The 25043-nt window shown below is 30.3% G+C and carries 26 protein-coding genes; 2 read left to right on the top strand and 24 right to left on the bottom strand.

The window, feature by feature from the left end; genetic code table 11:
* Positions 1 to 140 precede the first annotated feature (140 nt).
* From OW730_RS13045 to OW730_RS13000, 10 genes are all read right to left on the bottom strand, one after another.
* Positions 141 to 1022 carry a phosphate ABC transporter substrate-binding protein gene (locus OW730_RS13045; RefSeq protein WP_271229450.1) on the bottom strand — a complete coding sequence of 294 codons (882 nt, stop codon included), beginning with the start codon at positions 1020 to 1022 and terminating at the stop codon, positions 141 to 143.
* A gap of 201 nt (positions 1023 to 1223) precedes the next feature.
* Positions 1224 to 2105 (bottom strand): phosphate ABC transporter substrate-binding protein, encoded by an 882-nt coding sequence (locus OW730_RS13040; protein WP_271229449.1) that lies wholly within the window; start codon positions 2103 to 2105, stop codon positions 1224 to 1226.
* 281 nt (positions 2106 to 2386) lie between these two features.
* Positions 2387 to 4084: a two-component system histidine kinase PnpS gene (pnpS, locus tag OW730_RS13035; RefSeq protein ID WP_271229448.1), complete on the bottom strand. Its 1698-nt coding sequence runs from the start codon at positions 4082 to 4084 to the stop codon at positions 2387 to 2389.
* 2 nt (positions 4085 to 4086) lie between these two features.
* The gene (locus tag OW730_RS13030) at positions 4087 to 4785 is read right to left on the bottom strand and encodes a response regulator (protein ID WP_271229447.1); all 699 of its coding nucleotides are present in this window, start codon (positions 4783 to 4785) and stop codon (positions 4087 to 4089) included.
* Positions 4786 to 4817: 32 nt separating this feature from the next.
* Positions 4818 to 5531 (bottom strand): peptidoglycan editing factor PgeF, encoded by a 714-nt coding sequence (gene pgeF, locus OW730_RS13025; protein ID WP_271229446.1) that lies wholly within the window; start codon positions 5529 to 5531, stop codon positions 4818 to 4820.
* Between the two features lie 192 nt (positions 5532 to 5723).
* Entirely contained in the window at positions 5724 to 6179 is a 456-nt protein-coding gene (gene nrdR, locus OW730_RS13020; RefSeq protein WP_271229445.1) for a transcriptional regulator NrdR, read from the bottom strand.
* Positions 6180 to 6278: 99 nt separating this feature from the next.
* Positions 6279 to 6542 carry a YlmC/YmxH family sporulation protein gene (locus tag OW730_RS13015; RefSeq protein WP_271229444.1) on the bottom strand — a complete coding sequence of 88 codons (264 nt, stop codon included), beginning with the start codon at positions 6540 to 6542 and terminating at the stop codon, positions 6279 to 6281.
* Positions 6543 to 6805: 263 nt separating this feature from the next.
* On the bottom strand, positions 6806 to 7579 hold the full coding sequence (gene sigG, locus OW730_RS13010) for an RNA polymerase sporulation sigma factor SigG (RefSeq protein WP_271229443.1): 774 nt from the start codon (positions 7577 to 7579) through the stop codon (positions 6806 to 6808).
* Positions 7580 to 7651: 72 nt separating this feature from the next.
* Complete coding sequence (gene sigE, locus OW730_RS13005) at positions 7652 to 8359, bottom strand: RNA polymerase sporulation sigma factor SigE (protein ID WP_271229442.1); 708 nt, start codon at positions 8357 to 8359, stop codon at positions 7652 to 7654.
* 63 nt (positions 8360 to 8422) lie between these two features.
* Complete coding sequence (locus OW730_RS13000) at positions 8423 to 9241, bottom strand: sigma-E processing peptidase SpoIIGA (RefSeq protein ID WP_271229441.1); 819 nt, start codon at positions 9239 to 9241, stop codon at positions 8423 to 8425.
* A 524-nt stretch (positions 9242 to 9765) separates the two neighbouring features.
* Between OW730_RS13000 and OW730_RS12995 the strand changes: the two genes are divergently transcribed.
* Positions 9766 to 10185: a VOC family protein gene (locus tag OW730_RS12995; RefSeq protein ID WP_271229440.1), complete on the top strand. Its 420-nt coding sequence runs from the start codon at positions 9766 to 9768 to the stop codon at positions 10183 to 10185.
* 272 nt (positions 10186 to 10457) lie between these two features.
* Here OW730_RS12995 and ftsZ read toward each other — a convergent pair whose 3' ends face one another.
* The 9 genes from ftsZ to typA all read right to left on the bottom strand — a co-directional run bounded on the left by ftsZ (position 10458) and on the right by typA (position 20743).
* On the bottom strand, positions 10458 to 11597 hold the full coding sequence (ftsZ, locus tag OW730_RS12990) for a cell division protein FtsZ (RefSeq protein ID WP_271229439.1): 1140 nt from the start codon (positions 11595 to 11597) through the stop codon (positions 10458 to 10460).
* Positions 11598 to 11609: 12 nt separating this feature from the next.
* A complete protein-coding gene (gene ftsA, locus OW730_RS12985) occupies positions 11610 to 12866 on the bottom strand; it encodes a cell division protein FtsA (RefSeq protein ID WP_271229438.1) in 1257 nt (418 codons plus the stop codon).
* A gap of 136 nt (positions 12867 to 13002) precedes the next feature.
* A complete protein-coding gene (locus OW730_RS12980) occupies positions 13003 to 14058 on the bottom strand; it encodes a type IV pilus twitching motility protein PilT (RefSeq protein ID WP_271229437.1) in 1056 nt (351 codons plus the stop codon).
* A 52-nt stretch (positions 14059 to 14110) separates the two neighbouring features.
* Positions 14111 to 14788 carry an RNA polymerase sporulation sigma factor SigK gene (sigK, locus tag OW730_RS12975; RefSeq protein WP_442945442.1) on the bottom strand — a complete coding sequence of 226 codons (678 nt, stop codon included), beginning with the start codon at positions 14786 to 14788 and terminating at the stop codon, positions 14111 to 14113.
* Positions 14789 to 15105: 317 nt separating this feature from the next.
* Positions 15106 to 15723, bottom strand: a complete 618-nt coding sequence (gene udk, locus OW730_RS12970) for a uridine kinase (RefSeq protein ID WP_271229435.1) — start codon at positions 15721 to 15723, stop codon at positions 15106 to 15108.
* Positions 15724 to 16944 carry a peptidase U32 family protein gene (locus OW730_RS12965; RefSeq protein ID WP_271229434.1) on the bottom strand — a complete coding sequence of 407 codons (1221 nt, stop codon included), beginning with the start codon at positions 16942 to 16944 and terminating at the stop codon, positions 15724 to 15726.
* Positions 16937 to 17605 (bottom strand): O-methyltransferase, encoded by a 669-nt coding sequence (locus tag OW730_RS12960; RefSeq protein ID WP_271229433.1) that lies wholly within the window; start codon positions 17603 to 17605, stop codon positions 16937 to 16939. The genes OW730_RS12965 and OW730_RS12960 overlap by 8 nt, the downstream gene beginning before the upstream one ends.
* Before the next feature lie 12 nt (positions 17606 to 17617).
* Complete coding sequence (mltG, locus tag OW730_RS12955; protein WP_271229432.1) at positions 17618 to 18640, bottom strand: endolytic transglycosylase MltG; 1023 nt, start codon at positions 18638 to 18640, stop codon at positions 17618 to 17620.
* Positions 18641 to 18919: 279 nt separating this feature from the next.
* The gene (typA, locus tag OW730_RS12950) at positions 18920 to 20743 is read right to left on the bottom strand and encodes a translational GTPase TypA (RefSeq protein ID WP_271229431.1); all 1824 of its coding nucleotides are present in this window, start codon (positions 20741 to 20743) and stop codon (positions 18920 to 18922) included.
* 340 nt (positions 20744 to 21083) lie between these two features.
* Here typA and OW730_RS12945 point away from each other — a divergent pair, with 340 nt between their 5' ends.
* The gene (locus tag OW730_RS12945; protein WP_271229430.1) at positions 21084 to 21635 is read left to right on the top strand and encodes a hypothetical protein; all 552 of its coding nucleotides are present in this window, start codon (positions 21084 to 21086) and stop codon (positions 21633 to 21635) included.
* 100 nt (positions 21636 to 21735) lie between these two features.
* Here OW730_RS12945 and OW730_RS12940 read toward each other — a convergent pair whose 3' ends face one another.
* The 5 genes from OW730_RS12940 to OW730_RS12920 all read right to left on the bottom strand — a co-directional run bounded on the left by OW730_RS12940 (position 21736) and on the right by OW730_RS12920 (position 25032).
* Positions 21736 to 23403: a ribonuclease J gene (locus tag OW730_RS12940; RefSeq protein WP_271229429.1), complete on the bottom strand. Its 1668-nt coding sequence runs from the start codon at positions 23401 to 23403 to the stop codon at positions 21736 to 21738.
* A 19-nt stretch (positions 23404 to 23422) separates the two neighbouring features.
* Positions 23423 to 23878: a Fur family transcriptional regulator gene (locus OW730_RS12935; protein WP_271229428.1), complete on the bottom strand. Its 456-nt coding sequence runs from the start codon at positions 23876 to 23878 to the stop codon at positions 23423 to 23425.
* Between the two features lie 173 nt (positions 23879 to 24051).
* Positions 24052 to 24324: a DUF1292 domain-containing protein gene (locus tag OW730_RS12930; RefSeq protein ID WP_271229427.1), complete on the bottom strand. Its 273-nt coding sequence runs from the start codon at positions 24322 to 24324 to the stop codon at positions 24052 to 24054.
* Positions 24325 to 24337: 13 nt separating this feature from the next.
* Positions 24338 to 24748 carry a Holliday junction resolvase RuvX gene (gene ruvX / locus OW730_RS12925; RefSeq protein ID WP_271229426.1) on the bottom strand — a complete coding sequence of 137 codons (411 nt, stop codon included), beginning with the start codon at positions 24746 to 24748 and terminating at the stop codon, positions 24338 to 24340.
* Between the two features lie 50 nt (positions 24749 to 24798).
* Positions 24799 to 25032 (bottom strand): IreB family regulatory phosphoprotein, encoded by a 234-nt coding sequence (locus OW730_RS12920; protein ID WP_271229565.1) that lies wholly within the window; start codon positions 25030 to 25032, stop codon positions 24799 to 24801.
* Positions 25033 to 25043 lie beyond the last annotated feature (11 nt).

The raw sequence follows: 25043 nt of genomic DNA, 5'->3' as shown, positions 1-25043 counted from the left end.
CTATCATTATGTGACATTATATTTTCATACTTACTTAAACAATACAACTGACTAATTACTTAATTTATAATTACCTAAATCAACTAAATATTCAGAGGGAATCAGGAATCTTCTGATTCCTGATTTACAATAACTTTAATTTACTTTAATTTTGACATTGGAATATATCCAAGTGCCTCAACATTCTTCTCATTTTCTTCACTAATCATATAATCAATGAATGATTTTTCTAAACCTTCTGCTTCACCTAAAGTATACATGTGTTCATATGACCAGAATGGATACTCACCTTTAGCAATATTCTCATTACTAGCTTCTATGCCATTTATACTAATTGGTTTAACATCTTCCATAACATCTTCACTTAAATATGATAGTGCTAAATAACTAATTGATCCTTCTGTAACTTTTACTGCTTCCCTAACAGCACCACTTTCTGGTTTTGTTATACCAATACTAGCATCTTCTTTTTCTCCATCCATAACTTTATCAACAAATGTTAATCTAGTTCCTGATGAAGACTTTCTATGAATTAATACTATCTCTTTATCATCTCCACCAACTTCACTCCAGTTAGTTATTTTTCCTTGAAATATATCTTTAATTTCTTCTTTTGTTAATGAATCTATAGTCAAATCTTTACTTACAACAACTGCAAATCCGATTCCACATACCTTATGATCAACTAAATCTTTAATTTTCTCTTGATCAGCAAACTTTACATCAGCAGTTACATCAGAATTTCCAATATCACAGCTGCCTTCAAGTACCCCTTTAATTCCAGCTCCGCTGCCACCACCTTGAACGTTTATAATTGCATCTGTATTCTTATCCATAAAATCCTTAGCTGCAGCCTCTGCTAAAGGTTGTAACGCAGAAGACCCTAATACCATTATTTCTCCACTAGTTGGCGACTTTTCTTCTCCAATATTTGAAGTATCCTTTCCACATCCAGTTAAACTAACAATAATAATAGCTAAAATTAAAATTTTCATTAGTTTTTTACCGTAATTATTTTTCATGATTTTCCTCCATTTATCATAATAATAAGCTTTTTCTACTTAATAGTATAATTCTCATTAATGAATAAACTTATTCTTTCAAAAACCATGAATAAAACTAATATTGTTTAGTAAAATTTCCTATTATGTATTTTCATTGTTAGTTAAAATATCAGGGGCATCAGGAACCTAATGGTTCCTGATATATTAAGAGTAATTACATTATTTCAATTTTGACATTGGAATATATCCAAGTGCCTCAACATTTTTTACATTCTCTTCACTAATCATATAGTCAATAAAGGCTTTCTCTAATCCTTGTGCTTCACCTTTAGTATACATGTGCTCAAAAGACCAAAATGGATAATCACCTTTGATAATTGTCTCATTACTTGGTTCTACTCCATTTATAGCTAAAGGTTTAACATCTTCTCTAACATCTTCACTTAAGTATGAAAGAGCTAAATAACTAATCGAACCTTCTGTAACCTTAATTGCTTCTCTTACTGCTCCACTTTCTGGTTTAGTTATACCTATGCTTGTATCTTCTTTTTCTCCATCCATTATCTTATCTATGAATGACATTCTAGTTCCTGATGAAGATTTTCTGTGAACTAATACTATCTCTTTATCTTCTCCACCAACTTGATTCCAGTTTGCTATGTTTCCTTTAAATATATCTTGAATTTGTTCTTTTGTTAATGAATCTACCTTTACATCTTTACTTACAACTACTGCAAATCCGATTCCGCATACCTGATGATCAACTAACTCTTTTGCTTTTTCTTCATCTCCAAGCTTCTGCTCAGCAGTTACATCTGAATTTCCTATATCAGCGCTTCCTTCAAGCACACCTTTTATACCAGCACCACTTCCTCCACCTTGAACATTTATCACAGCATCACTATTCTTGTCCATAAAATCCTTTGCAGCAATTTCTGCTAATGGTTGAAGTGCTGAAGATCCTAATACCATTATTTCTCCACTTGTTGGTGATGTAGTTTCTGCAGTATTTGAATTCTTATTACCACATCCTACAAAACTTCCTGCTACTACTGCAACTGTTACTACCCCTATAATTGCTTTCATTATCTTCTTATTCATAATTACCCTCCATAAATCATTTTTTTATTATTACTTAGTACTACCTTAGTATACTTCTACTTGGTTAAGAAGGTATTATAAGCGTGTTAAATTAAGTTAGCACTATGTTATGAATAAGTTAAATACTAAATACGTAAAAGAAGTGGACAGTTGATAATGGACAGTGTTATCCATTGTCTGTCCACTGTCAACTATATTTTTATACCCTTAATAAATTAATAGCCAAAAATAAGGGTAGTTCTTAAAAGTTTATTTAAGAACCACCCTTTATTATATAATATCTACTTTTTCTTCTTATATGGGATACTCACTATAAATTTAGTTCCAACGCCTTTTTGGCTTTCAACATTTATTTTCCCATTAAATGCTATTACAATGTGCTTAACAATAGCTAATCCTAAACCTGTTCCACCAGTTTCTCTAGACCTTGCCTTATCTACTCTATAAAACCTTTCAAACAGCCTTGGTATCTTGTGTTCTGAAATCCCAACTCCAGTATCTTCTACTTCAATAATGCATGATCCTTTATCATAATAACTTCTAATATAGATCTTATCTCCAGATTCAGAATATTTCACAGCATTATCAACAAGATTTATTAGCATCTGTTTAAATTTATCACTATCACCCCAAAGTGGAGCAACAGATTGCAACTCCATCCTTATATCTCTTTCTTTTCCCTTTTTAGTGCTTTTGATTAAATTATAAACATCATCAATAATTTCATTTACATATACACTTTCATTAACCATCTCTGTCTGCTGTTCAATATGAGATAAAGTTAGTATATCATTAATCAATCTTGTTAATCTCTCAGCTTCAGTATTTATAATATCAAGGAATTTATTCTTAGTCTCTACATCATCTACATCCTTTAAAGTTTCAGCAAACCCTTTTATAGATGTTAATGGAGTCTTTAATTCATGAGAAACATTTGCTACAAATTGAGTCCTCATTTTCTCCAACCTTTTTATATCAGTAATATCTTGAAGTACTGCTACTGTCCCAATATGATCATTAACATTAATAATATCTGCTGTTTTCACTCTAAAATACCTTCTCTCATTAGTATCTATGGTTATTTCAACGTATTCTTGTATATCTGTAGAAAAAAGCTTTGCCAACTCTTGATTATCAATGCATTTATCTAGTCTTTCTCCTATTACATCTCCCTTAATTTTAAACATGCTCTTAGCAAATGAATTTATCATTATTATATTTCTATTTCTATCTAGTGCTAATAGCCCACTATCCATACTTCCCAAAATAGCTTCCAATCTGTTCTGTTTATCAGTAACTTCTTTTATCATACTTTCTAACTGCATAGCCATTTTATTAAAGCTTTTTCCAAGTTTACCAATCTCATCATCACTAGTTACTTGAACCCTTCTAGTTAAATCCCCTTTTGCAATCCTTTCTGTTGTAACTTCTAAATTCTTTATTGGTTTAACAATTACATAAGCAATTTTATTTGAAAACCAAATTGATACTAAAAAAATGATTACAACAGAATAAAGATAATAAGCAAAGTACTTTCCAGAAAACATATTTACATAATGTATAGGTAAGGCTGTTCTAATATATTTATTCTTATATTTTACAGCATAGTATACCATACTTGTATTCAAAGAGTTACTATATCTGATAGAATAACCTTCTCCACTTTCCCTTGCTTGTTGAATTTCTTCTCTCATTATATGATTATCAAGTAATTCTTCGTCTGCATGAGTATCTTGAATAACCTTACCATCTTCATTAATAATTGTAATTCTAAGATCCTCTTCTTCATTAGTATAATGCTGAAAATGCATGTTAGGGTCATTTTCTAGACTATTTATTATCAATTTACTATTGGTTTTTAAGTTATTTTTTACATTCTCCTCATATTGTCTATTAAATATTGATGAGAACAATATTGTGAGTGTAATTAAAAACAATGTAAAAAATCCCAATATATATATCATTAATTTTTTTTTCATTACTATTCACCACTATTAAATCTATATCCTATACCTCTTACTGTTTGAATGTATTTAGGATTTTTATCATCATTCTCAATTTTCTTTCTAAGGTGCCTTATATGAACATCAACAGTTCTTGTTTCTCCTACATATTCATATCCCCAAATTTTATCTAAAAGATATTCTCTGGTCATAACCCTGCCTTTATTTCTGCATAAAATACTTAAAAGTTCAAACTCCTTAAGTGTAAGTTCTACTCCTTCTCCATTCTTTTTTACTTGATGTTTATCAAAATCAATAATAATTTCTCCAAAGGCAAATTTATTTTCTTCTTGCTTCATATTAGTTCTTCTCAAAACAGCTTTTACTCTGGCAACCAATTCTCTTACTGAAAAAGGTTTAGTTATATAATCATCTGCACCAAGTTCTAATCCTAATATCTTGTCAAACTCCTCTCCTTTTGCAGTTATCATGACAACTGGTATATTGGCAGTAAGGCTGTTTTTACGAATTTCCTTACAAACATCATATCCATCCATTCCTGGTAACATAAGGTCAAGTAATATTAAGTTAGGTGTTTCTGACGCAGCTAACTGAACAGCATCATTACCATTATCTGCGCATATAACCTTATATTTATTCTTTTCAAGATTAAATTTTAATAATTCCCTTATATGTTCCTCATCGTCTACAATTAAAATCTTTATATCATTATTCATTTTAATCCTCCTTAAAGCTTTATTAATCTTTGCTACTTTAAATATACAAAAGCAAAATTTCTTCCACTTAAATCTTTATCTCTTCTATAAGAATAAAATTCATCATTACAAATTGTACATTTGCCAATATCATGTATATTTTCTTCTTTAACACCTAACGCTTGTAGTTGAAGCTTAATACATTCTGTCAAGTCTAACATCCGTTTATCATTTATCTTGCCCTTATATATCTCTTTTGAATTAAAATCATTAATCAATTCATAACTTACTTCATAACAGCATTTTCTAGCATGAGGTCCAATAAAAACCTCTATTTCACTTTCTTTAGAATCTAAATCATTATTTATTTTTTGTATACATTCAGTTAATATTCCATTTAAGGTTCCTTTCCATCCGCTGTGGACAACTCCAATAGTACCGTTATTCTTGTTCACCACTATTATTGGAGTACAATCTGCTCCAAAAACCCCTATTGCTATTTTTTTAGAATTTGTTATAATTCCATCTCCATCAACCACATCTTCAGGATCCCTTAAAATATTATTTGAATGTATTTGATTCAAATAAAGTACCTTTTCAACATTAAACCACTTAGGAATCATTGAAAGGAATCTTTTACCTTCTTCTGTATCTTTCTTAAAGTCTATACCATTTACATTAGTACTAAAAACTATCTCCGCTTTTTCAGTAGAAAAACTATAAAACTTATAATTATCAACTATTTTTACTTTGAAATCATTTATCATCTTTTCACCTTCTATAATTTATTCTATAATATATACTTAAAATTTAAAATATTAGTTGAATTGATTTAACCCAATTTTAACTTAAATATTTTCTTTTTTAGGTAATTAAAAGAATTTCTATGATTATATTTAATTCTAATTCATTTTTTATGTATAATAAAAGATATGCTTAATCATAAGCATATCTTAGTTTTAACTTTTCTTCTTTAAAGCAGCTATTTCTTCCATAAAACTATCTATATCTTTGAACTGTCTATATACTGATGCGAATCTCACATAAGCTATCTCATCAATTTCTTTAAGCTTTTCCATTACTAACTCTCCAAGATATTGAGACTGTACTTCTGTTCTCATCTGATTATATAGTTTCTTTTCTATATCATCAGCCACTTCTTCAAGAATTTTTCTTGAAACTGGTCTTTTTTCGCAAGCTCGTATAAGACCATTGAGTAATTTGTTTCTATCAAAGTTCTCACGGTCCTTATTTCTTTTTATAATAAGTATTGGAATATTTTCTACTTTTTCATAAGTTGTATAACGCTTATTACATTTAAGACATTCTCTACGTCTTCTTATAGCTGACTTATCTTCACTTGAACGCGAATCAACAACCTTACTTTCCTCAAAATTGCAAAATGGACATCTCATATTCATCATCCTAATCTATGGTTTTTTGTACTTAGTAACATAATATCATTTTTTTCATTATAGGGCAATTCTCAATTGAAATTTAATGATTTTAAGTTCTTACTCATTCTCCATATAATCTTCACCTTCTACTAAAATCACATCAACTCCAATCTTGTATATTTTGTCCCATGGTACTTCAACATAATTATCTTTTGCAAAAAATGAAACTTTCCCATAAGGAATTATTACGGATTCTACTTTATAACCATCACAATCAACAACAAAATCTTTTATGTATCCCATTCTTGTTCCAGTAGAAATATCAATTACTTCCATACTTTTTAAACTATTTATAGAAAATAAACTTAAATCTGATTCCATATCTGTTACCTCCTTTATATTAATCACTTTAAATAAATCATCACCCCAAACTGATGATTCTCTTATAAAAATCATATTAAAAAATCACTTAAAATATGATTGTTAATAAATATATTTTTAAATGCTTATTAATATGCAGAAAGGTTCAGATTGACTATTTAATAATAGTCAACCTGAACCTTTATACATATCATTACTTTTAGACCTTAAAATATGGTCTATTCATTAATTTATAACCTTCAATATCTTACGTTTGCATATTTTTAAATATGCTTTCTCATGTGTTTTAAGGCAGATTTTTCTAACCTTGAAACTTGAGCTTGTGAAATCCCTATTTCATCAGCCACTTCCATTTGAGTCTTTCCGTTAAAGAATCTCAAATTTAATATTAACTTTTCCCTTTGGTTTAATTTTTTCATAGCCTCTTTTATTGATATATTTTCAATCCAACTTTCATCATTGTTTTTATTATCGCTTATTTGATCCATAACAAATATAGCGTCTCCACCATCATGATATATTGGTTCAAATAATGAAACTGGATCTTGAATAGCATCTAATGCAAATACAATATCTTCACGAGGTATTTCTAACTCTTTACTAATTTCTGAAATTGTTGGCTCTTCATTATTTTTTTTAATCAATCTATCTCTAACTTGTAATGCTTTATAAGCAATATCTCTTAGGGATCTACTAACTCTAATGGAATTATTGTCTCTTAAATATCTTCTAATTTCTCCAATTATCATTGGAACTGCATAGGTTGAAAACTTAACATTTTGTGATAAATCAAAGTTGTCAATAGCTTTAATAAGTCCGATACACCCAACTTGAAACAGGTCATCAACATTTTCTCCTCTATTATTGAATCGCTGAATTACACTTAGCACCAATCTCAAGTTGCTTTTTATAAATCTTTCTCTACATTCAGTCTCTCCCTCCTTTAATTTAAAAAGAAGTTCTCTCATTTCTTTTTCTTTAAGAACAGGTAGTGTAGATGTATTCACACCACATATTTCAACCTTATTAATTAACATGATACTCCATCCCTTCAGTATAGTAGCATTTAAAATTATCCCCTAAAAGATTTGTTTTTATACTGAAGACAACTATACCATTTTACTGATTTCTTTCTTCAATCGTTTAATAATCCGCTTCTCAAGCCGAGATATATAGGATTGAGAAATTCCTAAAAGATCGGCAACTTCCTTTTGTGTTTTCTCTCTCTTACCATTTAATCCGAATCTTAATTTTAATATTTTCTTCTCCCGCTCATTTAATTTTTTCATTGCAAGAAGTAATAATTGTCTATCAACTTCATCTTCGATATAGTGATAAACTATATCACTATCAGTTCCTAAAATATCTGATAATAATAATTCATTGCCATCCCAATCTATATTAAGAGGCTCATAAAATGATATTTCTGCTTTGACTTTATTATTCCGTCTCAAATACATAAGTATTTCATTTTCAATACATCTTGATGCATATGTTGCTAACTTAATGTTCTTATTTGGATCAAATGTATTAACTGCTTTAATCAGCCCTATTGTTCCTACCGAAATTAAATCTTCAACATTAACCCCTGTATTTTCAAATTTTCTAGCTATATATACAACGAGCCTCAGATTTCTCTCAATCAAAGTTGCTCTAATTATTTCATTTCCATCCCCAAGCTTATGAACAAGTTCAAATTCTTCATCCTTACTTAATGGAGGTGGTAGCGCATCACTTCCTCCAATATATAATATTTTTTTGGAAAAGAGCTTGAATTTTGTCAATAATTTGTTTATAATTCTATCAATTTTTATCAAATTTATCCCCCTCTTCAAAGTAAAAAATATTAGTATTTAAAATACTTAGTTCAACAGATTTTTTCACTTCAATTGTAATAAAATATTACTTGGTAAAACCCCCTGAAAACTTTCTTGAAATCCCCCTTTTTTGCCAGCTATCAAAACGTTAATCAGTTCATTTTCCTCACCTTTATTGTTAATTATTTTTACTTCATCTGGTTCAAACCCATATAAGTATTCAACTTTGTTACTCACAGAACTATAAGGAATTCTATAACAGTTTTCTTGATTAATATTGAACTCCATATATTTCATTTCCTCTATAACAATTACGTCTTTACCGCTTATGGGTTCTGTTAAAAAATTACCTGTATCTAAAAGTGCTTTAAAAGTAATTCCTACATTTTCTTTAATTATTTTTATTGTGTACATATACTGCTCTTTAATCCTATGTTCATTTATAAAATAAAAAATCCTTTCAAAAAATATTGCAATTACTAATACTGCAAGTATGAGTCCTTTATATGTAAAATTAAGTATCATTCCATTAAATATTACACCTTTACCTAGTGATACATGAATAAATAAACAAGCGCCACTTAAAACAAAACTCACAGTTAAAAATATCAGCCATAGCTTTAATAATTGCTTTACTCCTATTTCTCTCTTTTTAAATGCAATCATAACCATTATTAGCCCAATAATGAGTTTCATGATTATATTACTTAATAATCCGATATGAATAACCAAGAAAATAATTCCATATATAACACCTGCTAAAGCTCCTAAAACACACCTCCAAATACATATTCTTTTTTTTTGAACCTTCCCAGTTATTAAAAGTAAGAAATAATTAATAATAAGATTTTCTAAAATAAAGACATCAATATACACACCCATATACATCACCCTTGTAATACATTATACACTGTTCTTTTTCAAAATTTTGTCAATTTTACCCTCAATAAATATCTTTTCATTTCGTTTTTTATTACATTTACCAACACAGTTTGATAGACTAGGGTCTAATTAAGTTTGAATACAATAAAATTCTTTGTAATTTGTAAGATTTTAATAACAATAAAACCCTTTAAAAGAAGTTGACAATTGACAGTGGACAGTTGACAACGTAGGATGTTTCTGCTTGCGCAGAAACTACATTTTATTGTTCTTTAGAGCAAAGGGATTTTACTCATTTCTTCTTGAGATAAAATATTGTATTTATAAATGATAAATATTTAAGAATCATATTGAAATTAAACAACGATTGAGTTGTAAGATATTTTAATTGTTGTGAATATTTTGTATAATAAATATAATATATAATAATTAAAGTACATAATATTCCATTGTAAAGGACAATAAATTGTTATAAATAAATAGTGGACATAATGTATTTAGGATAATAGAGGGAGGGATACAATATGTTAGTTACACCAAATTATCATTTCAATGGTAATTGTGAAGAAGCCTTAAAGTTATATCAAAAAGCATTTAATGGGAATTTACTTATGCTTATTCGTTATAGGGATGCCAATCCAAAAGACATGTGTATTGAAGGGTTATCAGATAGGGAGAAAAACTATGTTTACCATGCTGAAATGGTTATAGGAACTCAACGTTTTATGTTTAATGATTCTACAGATGAAATTCCAAAAGGTCAGAGTATTTCTATTGTAATTACCTTTGAGTGCTCAAGTGATGTTAAAAATGCTTACAATATACTAATTGATGATGCTAAGGTTATTCATCCATTACAAGAAACTACATACAGCAGTTGCTTTGCATCTTTAATAGATAAATTTGGCATGAGATGGGAACTGATGACAGAGAACAAATGCTAATTACTGTACAATATTCTACTGATAATTTAAGGGAGTCTATTTGTAGGCTCCCTTAAATTTTTCATTTCATCAACTCTATTTTTAAATATATCCTTTTATTTAAACCACAATGTTTCATCAAAATGAAGCGAGTCTCCCTCACGTTGTCCAAGGACTAATATAATTAAAATTTCTCGGAGAGAAATGTCATTCGTTGTCAACTGTCCACTGTCAACTTTCAACTAAAAAAGAGTTGTATCAAAATGATTCATTTTGATACAACCCTTTTTTTATTAGTTGTTTCTTCTTCTTAAAAATGCTGGAATTTCAAGATCTGGAGAGTTAAAATCATAATTTTTCTTCTCTTCTACCTTTTCTTCAATTTCCTTAACATCTATCTTTTCACACTCTTCTTCTTTAATTTCTTCTGTTTTAGATACAGTAATTGAAGAATTAACTTGTGGTTCTTCCACAATCTTATCTTTTTCAAACCCTGTAGCTATTACAGTAATTCTTATTTCATCTTTAATATTCTCATCAATTACAGCACCAAATATTATGTTAGCATCCATATCTGCAGCTTCTTGAACAATTTCAGCAGCTTCATTTATCTCTAATAATCCTAAATCTGGGCCACCTGTAACATTTAACAGCACCCCTGTAGCACCTACAATAGATGTTTCAAGAAGTGGACTTGAGATTGCTTGTTTTGCTGCATCAGCAGCTCTACTCTCTCCACTTGCTTTACCAACTCCCATATGCGCTAAGCCTTTATCTTGCATTATTGTTCTAACGTCAGCAAAGTCAAGGTTAACTAATCCTGGAATAGTAATCAAGTCTGATATACCTTGAACACCTTGTCTTAATACATCATCTGCCACTTTAAATGCTTCCATTAATGATGTTTTCTTATCTACCATCATTAGAAGTCTTTCATTAGGGATAGTAACAAGAGTATCTACTTTATCTTTTAATTCTTTAATACCCATTTCTGCTTGCATCATTCTTTTTCTTCCCTCAAATGGGAATGGTTTTGTTACAACACCAACTGTAAGTATGTTCATTGCCTTGGCAATTTCAGCTACCACTGGAGCAGCTCCTGTTCCAGTTCCACCGCCCATACCAGCAGTAATAAAGACCATGTCAGCACCTTTTATAGCTTGTTCAATTTCTTCTCTACTCTCTTCGGCTGCCTTTTTACCAATTGAAGGATTCGCACCCGCTCCAAGCCCTTTTGTTAGCTTGTCTCCTATTTGGATTTTTTGGTTTGCCTGAGACAATAATAATGCCTGCTTATCTGTATTAATCCCGATAAATTCAACGTTTCTTAATCCTTCAATAATCATTCTGTTAACAGCATTATTTCCACCGCCACCGCAACCGATGACTTTTATTTTAGCAAAATCTTGTACATCTACATCAAAATCAAGCACAACACTACCTCCTTAACTAAAAAGATTTGAAAAAATGTTTTTTATTCTCTTAGCTAAGCCTTTTCTCTCAGCATAAATTTCATCATCATAATCATCATCTAAATCATCGTCTGTAAAATCGTGAACAGCTTTTTTTCTATTACTAGCTTTAGTATTTTCATCTATAGCATTTTTTAGCACACCTACTACATTAGAAAATAAAGGACTAGCAGCACCTATGTAATCAGGTGAACCAATTCTCACTGGCTTATTGAGTATTTTTTCCCCTACTTCTTTTATACCTTTAAATAGAGTTATACCTCCACCTACTAAAATTACACGTTCAATAGATTTTTCATACCCACTTTTTTCAAGCTCAGCTTTAACAAATTCCAAAAGTTCCGCAACACGAGCTTCAATAATATCAACTAAAAAGCCATGCTTCACTTCTATAAATTCCCCTAGAATATTATTGCATGTGAAAATTTCATTTGATACATCCTTTTTAAGAGTACCATACTTCAACTTCATATTTTCTGCTTCATCCATTGAAATTTTCAATCCAACAGATAAATCATTAGTGATTGTTTTACCACCAAAAGGTATACTAGAAGTATAACACAATTTCCCGTTTGAAAAAACAGATAAATCAATTGTTTCAGCACCAACATCTACTAAAGCCGCTCCAAAACGTTTTTCCTCTTGAGATAGAACTACACTCCCAGCTGCTACAGGTTTTAACTCTAACCCTTTAACAGTTAATCCAACAGCTTCAACAGATTTTATTAGATTGTTAACAACACTTGATCTAGCAGTTACAACTTTTACATTTGCTTCAAGTTTATTACCTGTCATTCCAATAGGATCTTTTATCATATCATAATCATCAATTACATAATCCTCTGGAATAACTCCAATAACCTCTTTATCACTTGTTATAGATATAAATTTTGAAGCTTCAATAGCTCTTTCTTTATCCTTTTTAGTTACTGTATTTTCATTAGCACTTATAGCAACAACACCTTTGCTCTCAACCAACTCACAAATTCCACCTGGAACAACTAGATACGCAGAGCTAAAATCCTTCTCAACCATTTTTTGAAGTTGTTCCTTACACTTGAGTATTGATTTAGCAGTACTCTCAATATCAATAACTATACCTTTATTTAAACCTTCACATTTAGAAGAACTGATTCCCATGATTTGTAGGTTTTCCTCGCTATCTATTTTACCAACTGCCGCATAAATTTTTGATGAACCGATGTCTATTCCAATAACATATTCATTCATGGACTAAACCTCCTTAAGAAAACCCTCTGTACTATATTCAACATAAACTTATTATTTCCTCTAAATTTTTTTATATTTTTGTTTAAATTTAAAATATCTTTATATTAATTACTTAATACTTAAAATATGTACTTTTTTAGAAAACCAACAACCTATTTAGCATAGAGTGATCAATAGAAAATTTAATAGCATCTTCTTTTGATATAATGCCTTTCTTACATAGATCCGCTAAGCACATATCCATAGTTTTCATACCATATTTTGAACCTGTTTGAATTAATGATTCTATTTGATGTGTCTTTCCTTCTCTAATTAAATTCTGTATAGCATTTGTATTTTTCATTACTTCTTGAGCACAGATTCTTCCATTCCCCTCAGTTCCAGGAATTAGTTGCTGCGAAACAACCCCTTTTAAAACTGCAGCTAATTGAACCTTTATTTGTTGTTGTTGATGAGGAGGGAATACATCAATTATCCTGTCAATCGTCTTAACTGTTCCAACAGTATGGAGCGTAGATAAAACCAAATGTCCTGTCTCAGCTGCTGTTAATGCTATAGAAATTGTTTCTAGATCCCTCATTTCCCCAACTAGAATAACATCAGGATCCTCTCTTAATATGGCTCTTAATGCTCTATGATAGCTTGTACTATCTTTTCCTATCTCCCTCTGATTAACAATGGATTTACTATGTTTATGCAAATATTCTATAGGATCTTCAAGAGTAATAATATGAGCAGATCTATTATTATTAATCTCATTTACCATAGCTGCTAGAGTGGTACTCTTACCACTTCCTGTAGGACCAGTAATAAGCACTAATCCTCTCTGTTCTTCACAAAGTTCCTTAAGTGCTTGCGGCATATTCAACTCCTTTAGTGAAGGGATTTTTTGTCCTACCACTCTAATAGCTATAGCATGACTTCCTCTTTGTTTATATACATTAACCCTAAATCTACCTAATCCTGAAATTGAAAATGAAATATCAAATTCTCCCATCTCCATATATTCGTCAAATTTATCTTGAAGAATTTCTTTAGCATATTCTTCTGTATCTAACGGCATTAGCTTCTTATTATTCAACTTTTGAAGTTCTCCATTTACTCTAACATTAGGACTTGCCCCAACTGTTAGATGTAAATCTGATGCGTTGCACTGTATTGTAGTCTCCAAAAGTTCCTTTAATGGTATCATGATTTTTCCTCCTTCAAGTAAATAATAATCCCCTTTAAAGAATAAATTCTTATCATTCTTTGTTATTTTTCTTAATTGGGTTATCAAGTTCTTTGTTTAGTTTTTTTAGTGCCCTCTTTTCAATTCTTGAAACATAAGATCTTGAAATTCCCAATAATTTTGCTATTTCTCTTTGAGTCTTGGGTTTTCCATTATTTAACCCATATCTCAACTGAATAATTATTTTTTCTCTTTCCTTTAGCGATTCATTAATCTCTTTATATAACCTCTTAACCTGAATTTTATTCTCTACAATTTCAATTATAGAATCTTCTTCAGAACTTAAAACGTCCATTAAAGATATCTCATTACCTTCTTTATCTATTCCTATTGGATCCTGTAAAAATATTTCAGCTTTATTTTTGGTTCTATACCTTATAAACATTAGAATCTCATTTTCTATGCACCTAGCCGCATATGTGGCTAACCGCGTACCCTTTTCACTATCAAATGAATCTATAGCTTTTATCAATCCTACTGTTCCTATTGAGATGAGATCATCCACTTCCTTATATGAATAAGAATACTTTTTCACTATGTGCGCCACAAGCCTCAAATTTCTCTCTACAAGAACGTTTTTTGCTATTAAATCTCCATCTTTAAGTTTGTTTAAATAATATTTTTCCTCTTTTTCACTTAGAGGTTGTGGAAAAGAATTCCCCCCAGTGATGTAAGCTGTTAAGAGTGTCATATCACCAATAAGTTCAATCAAGTAACTTAAAAAAATCACTATATTTCCTCCTAAAACACTGCTTATTACTATAATATGATGATATTAAGAGAAATGTTACCTAATTTATGTTTATTTAGAAATAAAAATATTACTCTTTTATTATCGTCACTTTTTAGAAATTATTCAATAGTTTTATAATAAAATTAAAATTTTCTCTCATTTTCATTAATAAAAGATTATTTTCACTAACTAACTAAATATTATTATAGAAGGAAATTTAAACTTCAAGGTACTAATACAGAGAATTTAAAAAAAGAACATAAAAATGTTCTTTTTTAATCTTGAATAATCTGCTTAATTTTTGAAGTTATTAAATCAATTGCAACTTTATTATATCCACCTTCTGGAATAATTATATCAGCATATCTTTTTGTTGGTTCAATAAATTGCATGTGCATTGGTCTTACTACATTAAGATATTGTTCAATGACAGATTCCATACTTCTGCCTCTTTCCTCAATGTCCCTAACTAATCTTCTGATAAATCTTACATCCGGGTCCGTATCAACATATAGCTTTATATCTAATTGTTCCCTTAATAATTCATCATCTAGAACCAAAATACCTTCAACTATTATTATACTCTTTGGCTCTACCTTAATTGTTTCTGCCACTCTATTATGAATAGTAAAATCATAAATTGGTTTTTCGATTTCTTCACCATTCATCAAACTTTTTATGTGGCTAACTAACAACTCTGTATCAAAAGCATCTGGGTGGTCATAGTTTGTTTTAACTCTTTCCTCTGGAGTTAAATGACTTTGATCTTTATAATAAGAATCCATCTCCAAAATAGATAAATTTTCATTAAATTTGTTACAAATCTCCTTTGTTACAGTACTCTTCCCTGAACCTGAACCACCAGTTATACCGATTATTACGGGATGCTTCATTTATTTTTCCCCCTTACGTTTTACAATAATATCATTTTTTTCTATAGGTGCATCAACCTCTGCAGTAAAAATCATCTGAGGTTTATTTGCAGATTCTATTTCATTCCCGTTCTCATCTTTCATATTTTTAAGATGAACGTGAATATTATCACCTTTAGGTTTCATTACTTCAGCCGACTCATTATTAAGGATCTTGTTACGTTGTTCAATTGTAACAATTCCATTATCATAGCTTCTTACAATCCCAATGATGTCGTATTCTCTTTCATATGCAGAAGAATCATAAACTTGCATATTCTCTCTACCAAAATAAAATCCTGTATGATATGTTCTATGACTTGGTCTCATCAATAGTTCCATCCATTTAGGGTTAAATTCATACCCCTTTGGGTCTTCAAAGTATGCATCTAGAGCTTCTCTATAAGCTTTTACAACTGAAGCTACATAAAAGATGCTCTTCATTCTTCCTTCAATTTTCAAAGAATCTATTCCTGCTTCAACTAATGCTGGAATATGTTCAATCATACACATATCTTTGGAATTCATAATATATGTACCTCTTTCATCCTCATAAACAGGGAAAAACTCTTCTTTTCTTTTCTCTTCCATTAAATGATACTTATATCTACACGGCTGAGCACATGCCCCTCGATTAGCATCTCTTCCTACCATGTAATTTGATAATAAACATCTACCTGAATAAGAAATACACATTGCACCATGAACAAACGCTTCAATTTCACAACCTTCAGGTAAGTTTTTCTTAAGTTCCTTAATTTCATCCATATTAAGTTCTCTTGCTAAAACAATTCTTTTTACACCTTGTTTATACCAGTATTGACAACTTCTATAATTAACTGTATTAGCCTGTGTGCTTAGATGTAATTCTAAATTAGGAACAGTTTCCTTTGCTATCATAAATATCCCTGGATCCGCAATTATAATTGCATCAACATTTAGCTCTTCTAATTCTTTAAGATACGCCTCTAAACCTTCAAAATCTTCATTATGAGGAAATGCATTTAATGTTACATATACCTTTCTTCCTCTTTCATGTGCATAATCAACACCTTCTTTTAATTGATCATAATTAAAATTATTCGCAAAAGCTCTTAAATTCAGCTTATGACCTCCACAATAAACAGCATCTGCTCCAAAATTGATTGCTGTTTTTAACTTATCTAGATTTCCAGCTGGTGCAAGTATTTCTGGTTTAAACACTACTATCCCTCCTTGTGGTTATCGCTATTCCGTCACCCATAGGAATAATTGTTGTTAAGAGATTTTTATCTTTTGAAATCATTTCTAAGTATTTTCTCATTCTTTTAACTATAGTAATCTTTCTTCTTTTCACAAGATCATCCGTTGCAACCATTCCTCTGAATAAAACGTTATCAGAAATAATTATTCCATCATCCTTAAGAAGTTCTAAACAAAAGGGTAAAAAATGATTATAATGACCTTTACCTGCATCCATAAATATAAAATCATATTCACCTTTTTGGCTTTCTGATAATTTTTCTAGAGCTTCAAGACATTCTTCATGAATAATAGTTATATTTTCACTATATCCATATTTCTCAATATTCTCTTGAGCAATTTTAACCATCTCATCATTTCTATCAATAGTAACAATTTCACATTGTTTGTTTAATTCCTTACACATAAGTATAGAAGAATACCCTATTGCAGTTCCTAACTCCAAGATTTTCTTAGGTTTCTTCATTGTAACCATAACCTTTAAAAAATTAGCAACTTCTTGCTGTACAATAGGAACATGGTTTTCCTCGCTGTACTCTTCCATCCCTTTTAAAGGTTCATCATTTTCTTCTATTAAATTTCTCAAATATTTTTCCATATAGTCATGTGCTATTCCGCTCATGAGATCCCTCCATTAATTTCCTTGTGTCTGAGCTTTAACTCTGAGAAAATCATTGTAATCATCAGTAAAAAAGTGTGTACCATCATTATTAGATACAAAGTAAAGATAATTTGTATCTTCTGGATACAATGCAGCTAATATGCTCTCTTTTCTTGGAGCTCCGATTGGCCCTGGTGGTAAACCTTCATTCATGTAAGTATTGTACGGAGATTCAACTTTAAGATCCTTGTTCAGTACTATTAATTTATCTCTCTCGTAAAATTCATTACCAATAGAATAAATTACTGTTGGACATGACTGAAGCAGCATCCCAGCTTTAATTCTATTTGAATAAACTGAAGATATTAATGCTCTCTCTTCATCTTTAACAGCCTCTTTTTCAACAATCGATGCTAAAGTTATCACCTCATGAAGGTTTTCTATCTTCATACTATATTCTTCTTCAATACTTTCAATAGTCTTCTCAAATTTATTAATCATTATTTCAATAACCTCGGAAGGTTTGCTATCCACATAAAAATCATATGTGTCAGGATATAAATATCCTTCTAACTTATAGTTTGCATATGAAGACTCAATTACATACTCAGGTAATTTATATTCTTGTACAGCTTTTAGAAAATCATCTCTAGTTAATACTCCTGATTTTTGAAAAACATCTGCAATTTGTTCAATATTCATACCTTCAATTATTGTAATCCTATAAGTATCTTTTTTTGTTCCTTCTGAAAGCTTAGAAATTAGTCCATCAAAAGTTTCATCTGTATTAATAGTATAATCTCCTGGTTTTATATCGCATTTAATATTATTTTTCTTAACATACAATTTATAAACCAGTGGATTTTTAACCTTCTTCTCATTATATAGTCTTTCCAATAATGAGTAAAAGGAATCCCCTTGATTAACAGTAATTTTCATATTATCTGTTCCCGTTAAGGGATGATTAAGTGCCTCATTATAATAATTCATACCAAAAAGATATCCCCCAGTAATGATGGCACCTAATACAATAATGAAAACTAAAAACTTCTTCATTTTATCGCCCCCATACTCTAAGTAAATGGATAATGTATAATGGAGAATGTATAATGATGGATGTTTTGCTTCGCAAAACTACATTTTATTGTTCTTTAGAACATCAGGATTTACTTATTTTATCTTCAGATAAAATATTGTTTTAAAATACAAGGTCTTATCTGTAATGAAACAAGTAAACTATCATTGTCAAAGGTACAATATAATTTATATTTCTCGGAGAGAAATCTCCTTCATTATCCATTATACATTATCAACTATCAATTTCTTTTCAAAAGCCTACTTTCTATTTCTAGCTCTCTTTCTAGCATTAGAATCTAGAATTTTTTTTCTTAATCTAATATTTTTAGGAGTTACTTCTACTAATTCATCAGAATCTATAAACTCTATACTCTTTTCAAGAGACATTACTCTAGGTGGAACAAGTTTTAATGAATCATCTGCACCAGATGATCTAGTATTTGTAAGTTGTTTCTTTTTACATACATTAACTTCAATATCACCTAGACGCGCTTGTTCACCAACTATCATTCCTTCATACACGTCAGTTCCTGCACCTATAAATAACACGCCTCTTTCTTGAGCGTTAAATAATCCATAAGCAACTGCAGTTCCTTTTTCAAAAGCAACTATTGATCCTTTTGCTCTTTCTGGAATCTCGCCTTTGTATGCTTCGTATCCTTCAAGAATACTGTTCATAATACCATTACCTTTTGTGTATGTCATGAAATCTGATCTAAAACCGATTAATCCTCTAGCTGGAACCTTGAACTCTATTCTAGTATAGCCATTAACAGCAGAAGTCATATTTACAAGTTCCGCTTTTCTTGGTCCTAGTTTTTCCATAACTCCACCCATAAATTCTTCTGGAACATCTATAACAAGTTTTTCCATAGGCTCTAATATCTTACCATTTTCTTCTTTAAAGATAACAGTCGGCTTAGAAACCTGGAACTCATATCCTTCTCTTCTCATTGTTTCAATTAAAACTGATAGGTGTAATTCTCCTCTTCCACTAACCTTAAAGCAATCAGCAGAATCAGTATCTTCAACTTTTAAACTTACATTTGTTTCTAATTCTCTGTAAAGTCTATCTCTTAAGTGTCTTGAAGTAACATATTCCCCGTCTTGCCCTGCAAATGGTGAATCATTTACTATGAAATTCATGGAAAGTGTAGGCTCATCAATTTTTACAAATGGAACCGCCTCCGGATTTTCAGTGTCTGCTAATGTATCACCAATGTTAATATTAGCTATTCCTGATACAGCTACTATATCTCCAATCATTGCAGATTCAACTTCTGCTTTACTTAATCCCTTATATGTGTATAAGTTTGAAACCTTAACTTTCTTTATTTCTCCATCTTTGTCTATAAGTGCAACTTGTTGATTTTTATCAATTCTTCCTCTAATAACTTTACCAATTCCTATTTTTCCAACATAGTTATTATAGTCTATAGAACTAATCAATAATTGTAGTGGAGCATCCAACTCTCCTTCTGGAGCATTAACATTCTTTACAATACCGTCGAAAAGATCTTCCATATTATCTTTTAAATTCTCAGAATCATATGACGCATGTCCTTCCTTCGCCGAAGCATAAATAGCTTTAAAATCAAGTTGCTCATCATCAGCTCCTAATTCAACAAAAAGATCAAACATCTCATCAAGAACCTCTTCTGGTCTTGCATCTTTTCTATCAATTTTATTTATTACAACAATTGGTTTTAATTTTAATTCAAGAGCTTTCTTAAGAACAAATTTTGTCTGTGGCATTACTCCTTCAAAAGCATCTACTACAAGCAGTACACTATCAACCATTTTCAGTACACGTTCAACCTCACCACCAAAGTCCGCATGTCCTGGTGTATCTATAATGTTGATTTTTATCCCTTTATAATCTATAGCAGTATTTTTAGATAATATTGTTATTCCTCTCTCTTTTTCAAGGTCATTAGAATCCATAACTCTCTCATCTATCTTTTCATTATCTCTAAAAATGTTACTTTGTCTCAAAAGAGCATCTACAAGTGTTGTTTTCCCATGGTCAACATGAGCTATAATAGCAATGTTTCTAATATCGTTTCTAACAAAATTACTCATGCTATTCCTCCTAAGTTTTGATTTTATAAAAAAATTGGACACCGCTGCATCCAATTTTACACTATCTTTTATTCTAATACCCGACAGGGTAAAAGTCAATTGTTATTTGGATTTTTCATTAGGATTTTAAAATTAAATACAAAGCATTCTTTAAAACAAATTGAAAATTGAAAATGGGAAACGGAAAACGATGGATGTTTCTGTTAACACAGAAACTACATTTTATTGTTATATATACCAATGGAAATTAGCTCATTTTATCTGTGATAAAATATTGGTATTTATTTCTATAACTAGTATACTAGAAATAGATATATTGAATATTGTTAGGAGGGCTTGAATGAAAAAAAAAATTATTATAATCACATCACTATTGGCACTAATGATGTCTATTAATATCTTTAGCAGAGTTCATATAAGCTATGAAGAGTTTGCTTATAATACTGTATATGGACTTATTAAAGATCAACTTAACGATAGAACTTTTGAAGAAGTTATTAAGTTTATCGACAAAGACGATATTGATGAATTTTTAGAGTCTTCAAAACAATTTAACTATCCTGAACTAGAATTGCCTAATAAATTTAGAACACCTTTACTTAATGAAGACAATAATATTAATTTAGTTAATACAAAATACTATCTCGATTCAGGTAAATGGATTAATTCTCCAATTAATAACAGTAGAAATGTGTTAGAATATAATCTTCATTTAAGTAAAGTTTATCACAGAGCATCATTAAACGAAGTGCAATTTAATTTTCGTTTTACAGAAAAAATAGGAGAGAACCATAAAATAACTTTAGGAAGAATAAGCATACTTTTAGATAAAAATGGATTTAATAAATATGAAATTGAAAATATATCTATACGTAAATTACATAGTTTTTAAAATTTCTCGGAGAGAAATATCCATCGTCCTCAACTTTACAGTTTTCAACTTAAAAATAGAAGCCATTGAATCAAATGATTCAATGGCTTCTATTTTTATATTAAACTTCTACAATTATCGGTAATATCATAGGATTTCTCTTTGTCTTCTCATAAAGATACTCTCTTAGATTCTCTTTCATTGTATTTTTAAGTACAGCCCATTCTTTAACATTTTGCTGTTCACATGCTTTAAGAACTTCTTTAACTCTCTTTTTAGCTTCTGAAATAAGATCTTCGCTTTCTCTAACATATACAAATCCTCTTGTTATTATGTCAGGACCCGCAATAATTTTACCACTATCTTTTTCCATTGTAACAACAACAGTAAGAATTCCATCTTGTGAAAGATGTTTTCTGTCTCTTAAAACAATATTTCCTACATCTCCAACACCTAATCCATCAACAAATATCTGCCCTGCATTAACGATGCCTGTCTTTTTAATTTCCTCGCTTGATATTTCAACAACATCTCCATTGTTACATATAACAACTTCCTCATCACTTCTACCAAGACCCTTTGCTAATTCTGCATGTTGCTTTAAATGCCTAAACTCACCATGTACAGGAATAAAGAACTTAGGCTTTATTAGTGCATGCATAAGCTTTAATTCTTCTTGACACGCGTGTCCAGATACATGAATATCAGCAAGTTTCTCGTATATTACTTGTGCACCTTTTTTAAATAACTGATTTATTACTTTAGTTACTGGCTTTTCATTTCCTGGAATAGGAGTAGCTGAAATAATAACCATATCCCCTTTATTTATTGACAGTTTTTTATGATCACCTCTAGCCATTCTAGTCAGTGCTGACATTGGCTCTCCTTGACTTCCTGTTGTAATTATTACAAGTCTATTTTTAGGATATTTATTAATTTCATCTAAACCTATAAGTATACCATCACTTACATCTATATATCCTAATTCAACAGCTACACTCACAATATTCTCCATGCTTCTTCCAGAAACAGCAACTTTTCTGTCATTTCTTCTTGCAGCATCGATTATTTGAATTATCCTATGGACATTTGAAGCAAATGTGGCAACAATAATTCTCTCATCACAATCTGATAATAAACGTTGGAATGTTTCTCCAACCATTTTTTCAGACATAGTATATCCAGCTCTCTCTACATTTGTACTTTCACACATCATGCAGATTACACCTTTTTTTCCTAACTCAGCAAATCTCGCTAAATCTGCTGGCATTCCATGAATAGGTGTATAATCTATTTTAAAGTCTCCACTATGGAACACTACCCCTAATGGTGTATGTACCGCAATAGCAGAAGCGTCAGCTATACTGTGCATAGTTCTAATAAACTCCACTGACATATTCTCTAATTTAACTATATCTCTTGATTTAACCGTTCTTAGCTTAGTAGTACTTAATAGACCGTGTTCTTTTAATTTTGATTCAAGAATACCTAAAGTTAATTTAGTTCCATAAACTGGTACATTCACTTCTTTTAATACATACGGTAATGCACCAATATGATCTTCATGACCATGAGTTAAGAATATCCCCTTAACTTTATCTTTATTTTTGTATATATACCCCATATCCGGGATTACCACGTCTATTCCCAACATATCATCCTCTGGGAATTTTAATCCACAATCAATCAAGATTATTTCATTTTTAAATTCAATCGCCGTTGTGTTTTTACCGATCTCATTCAAGCCTCCCAGAGGGATAATCTTTATCTTATCTTTGTCCTTTCTCAAAAGAATCCCTCCTATTCACTTAGTCACTATCTTTTTTACACTCTTCGCAAATTCCATAAAACTTCAATGAGTGATCTAATATTTTAAAGCTATAATTCTTCTCAATATTTTTTTCTAATTCATCTAAGAGATCGCCTTCAACTTCAATTACCTTACCACATCCATTACAAATAAGATGATGGTGTTGATGTTCTTCCCCTTCCATAACCAATTCATATCTACTACAGCCGTCATCTAAATCCAATTTTGATACAACTCCTAATTCTTCTAGAAGTTGAACAGTTCTGTATACAGTAGCTAAACCAATTTCAGGACAATTAACCTTAACTAAATCATATATTTCTTCTGCAGTAAGGTGTCTATCCTCACTATTCATAATACTGTTTAAAATAGCTCGTCTTTGAGGAGTTAACTTGTATCCCTTATTTTTCAAACTTTCCTTTAATTCATTAATTTTGTTAACATTTCCACTCATAAATTCCCCTCCTCTACTCTTTATTTCCGATTAGCATTAAAATATTAGAGTGTTTTACAATTAATCCGCTCAAGTACTCATAATATTAGTTTAATGCCCTAGAAGCCCTTTGTCAAATAATAATCATTATTATTTATTAAAACAATAACATTTATTTCAAAATTAAATAATTTCTATTCTTCTTCTTCTTCTTCTTCTTCTTCAAATAAAATTTCATAAGCTTCACTTACCATCATTAATTCATGCTCTTCCTCTACAGGAACAAATAATTCTTCTCCATCTTCATCATATACAAGTTTTAAAGCTATAGCTTCCTCAACATCTTCATCTTTTGGAATTACAATAAAATATTCTACTTCTTCAATATCTAACTTTGTTACAACTTCAAACTCAACTTCATTACCTTCTTCATCTAAAAGTGTTACATATTTAATTTCTTCACTCATTCTTTCTCTCTCCTTATCTAATTTTATCTAAATATCCTTGCAGTATGTACGTAGCAGCAATTTTATCAACTAAACCTTTTCTTTTTTTTCTAGAAAAGTCTGCTTCAATCATTATTCTATGTGCCGCTTTAGATGTTAATCTCTCATCCCACATCTCAATTTCAATATTAAATTCTTCCTTTAGCTTTTCACTAAATTCGATAGCTTTTTCTCCTTGTTCTCCAATTGTACCGTTCATATTCTTTGGTAAACCACATACTATTTTAGTTGGAGAATACTCTTCAAATATTTTTTTTAGTTCCTGCATATCATACTGAATGCTTTTTCTTCTAATTGTAGTAATACCTTGTGCAGTCAACCCTAAAGGATCACTTACAGCAACCCCAATAGTTCTGTCACCTATATCTAAACCTATTAATCTCATAGCATTCTCCTTTTTTTGTAATATAAGCAAATGCCCTATCGGGCATTTGCTTATTTAATATCTAAGTAAACTTTTAAAACTTCTTCTAAAAATTCATCTCTTTCCAGCTTTGTAATAAGCGTCCTAGCACCTTTATGATTAGTTATATACGTAGGATCCCCTGAAATAAAATATCCTACAAGTTGGTTCACTGGATTATATCCTTTTTCTACAAGTGCACTATATACCTCATTGATAATTGCTTTTGTAAAATCTTCTTTGTTCTTTATCGGATCAAATTGCATCGTATTCTGGT

The sequence above is a fragment of the Oceanirhabdus sp. W0125-5 genome (genome assembly GCF_027938815.1).
Lineage (GTDB): Bacteria > Bacillota > Clostridia > Clostridiales > Clostridiaceae > Oceanirhabdus.
This window is presented reverse-complemented; position numbering and strand designations above follow the sequence as displayed.

What these genes read in the sequence shown, in the direction of transcription:
- OW730_RS13045 (WP_271229450.1), bottom strand. Translation starts at nt 1,022, where the DNA reads ATGAAAAATAATTACGGTAAAAAACTAATGAAAATTTTAATTTTAGCT.
- OW730_RS13040 (WP_271229449.1), bottom strand. Translation starts at nt 2,105, where the DNA reads ATGAATAAGAAGATAATGAAAGCAATTATAGGGGTAGTAACAGTTGCA.
- pnpS (WP_271229448.1), bottom strand. Translation starts at nt 4,084, where the DNA reads ATGAAAAAAAAATTAATGATATATATATTGGGATTTTTTACATTGTTT.
- OW730_RS13030 (WP_271229447.1), bottom strand. Translation starts at nt 4,785, where the DNA reads ATGAATAATGATATAAAGATTTTAATTGTAGACGATGAGGAACATATA.
- pgeF (WP_271229446.1), bottom strand. Translation starts at nt 5,531, where the DNA reads ATGATAAATGATTTCAAAGTAAAAATAGTTGATAATTATAAGTTTTAT.
- nrdR (WP_271229445.1), bottom strand. Translation starts at nt 6,179, where the DNA reads ATGAGATGTCCATTTTGCAATTTTGAGGAAAGTAAGGTTGTTGATTCG.
- OW730_RS13015 (WP_271229444.1), bottom strand. Translation starts at nt 6,542, where the DNA reads ATGGAATCAGATTTAAGTTTATTTTCTATAAATAGTTTAAAAAGTATG.
- sigG (WP_271229443.1), bottom strand. Translation starts at nt 7,579, where the DNA reads ATGTTAATTAATAAGGTTGAAATATGTGGTGTGAATACATCTACACTA.
- OW730_RS13000 (WP_271229441.1), bottom strand. Translation starts at nt 9,241, where the DNA reads ATGGGTGTGTATATTGATGTCTTTATTTTAGAAAATCTTATTATTAAT.
- OW730_RS12995 (WP_271229440.1), top strand. Translation starts at nt 9,766, where the DNA reads ATGTTAGTTACACCAAATTATCATTTCAATGGTAATTGTGAAGAAGCC.
- ftsA (WP_271229438.1), bottom strand. Translation starts at nt 12,866, where the DNA reads ATGAATGAATATGTTATTGGAATAGACATCGGTTCATCAAAAATTTAT.
- OW730_RS12980 (WP_271229437.1), bottom strand. Translation starts at nt 14,058, where the DNA reads ATGATACCATTAAAGGAACTTTTGGAGACTACAATACAGTGCAACGCA.
- sigK (WP_442945442.1), bottom strand. Translation starts at nt 14,788, where the DNA reads ATGACACTCTTAACAGCTTACATCACTGGGGGGAATTCTTTTCCACAA.
- udk (WP_271229435.1), bottom strand. Translation starts at nt 15,723, where the DNA reads ATGAAGCATCCCGTAATAATCGGTATAACTGGTGGTTCAGGTTCAGGG.
- OW730_RS12960 (WP_271229433.1), bottom strand. Translation starts at nt 17,605, where the DNA reads ATGAGCGGAATAGCACATGACTATATGGAAAAATATTTGAGAAATTTA.
- mltG (WP_271229432.1), bottom strand. Translation starts at nt 18,640, where the DNA reads ATGAAGAAGTTTTTAGTTTTCATTATTGTATTAGGTGCCATCATTACT.
- typA (WP_271229431.1), bottom strand. Translation starts at nt 20,743, where the DNA reads ATGAGTAATTTTGTTAGAAACGATATTAGAAACATTGCTATTATAGCT.
- OW730_RS12945 (WP_271229430.1), top strand. Translation starts at nt 21,084, where the DNA reads ATGAAAAAAAAAATTATTATAATCACATCACTATTGGCACTAATGATG.
- OW730_RS12935 (WP_271229428.1), bottom strand. Translation starts at nt 23,878, where the DNA reads ATGAGTGGAAATGTTAACAAAATTAATGAATTAAAGGAAAGTTTGAAA.
- OW730_RS12930 (WP_271229427.1), bottom strand. Translation starts at nt 24,324, where the DNA reads ATGAGTGAAGAAATTAAATATGTAACACTTTTAGATGAAGAAGGTAAT.
- ruvX (WP_271229426.1), bottom strand. Translation starts at nt 24,748, where the DNA reads ATGAGATTAATAGGTTTAGATATAGGTGACAGAACTATTGGGGTTGCT.
- OW730_RS12920 (WP_271229565.1), bottom strand. Translation starts at nt 25,032, where the DNA reads ATGCAATTTGATCCGATAAAGAACAAAGAAGATTTTACAAAAGCAATT.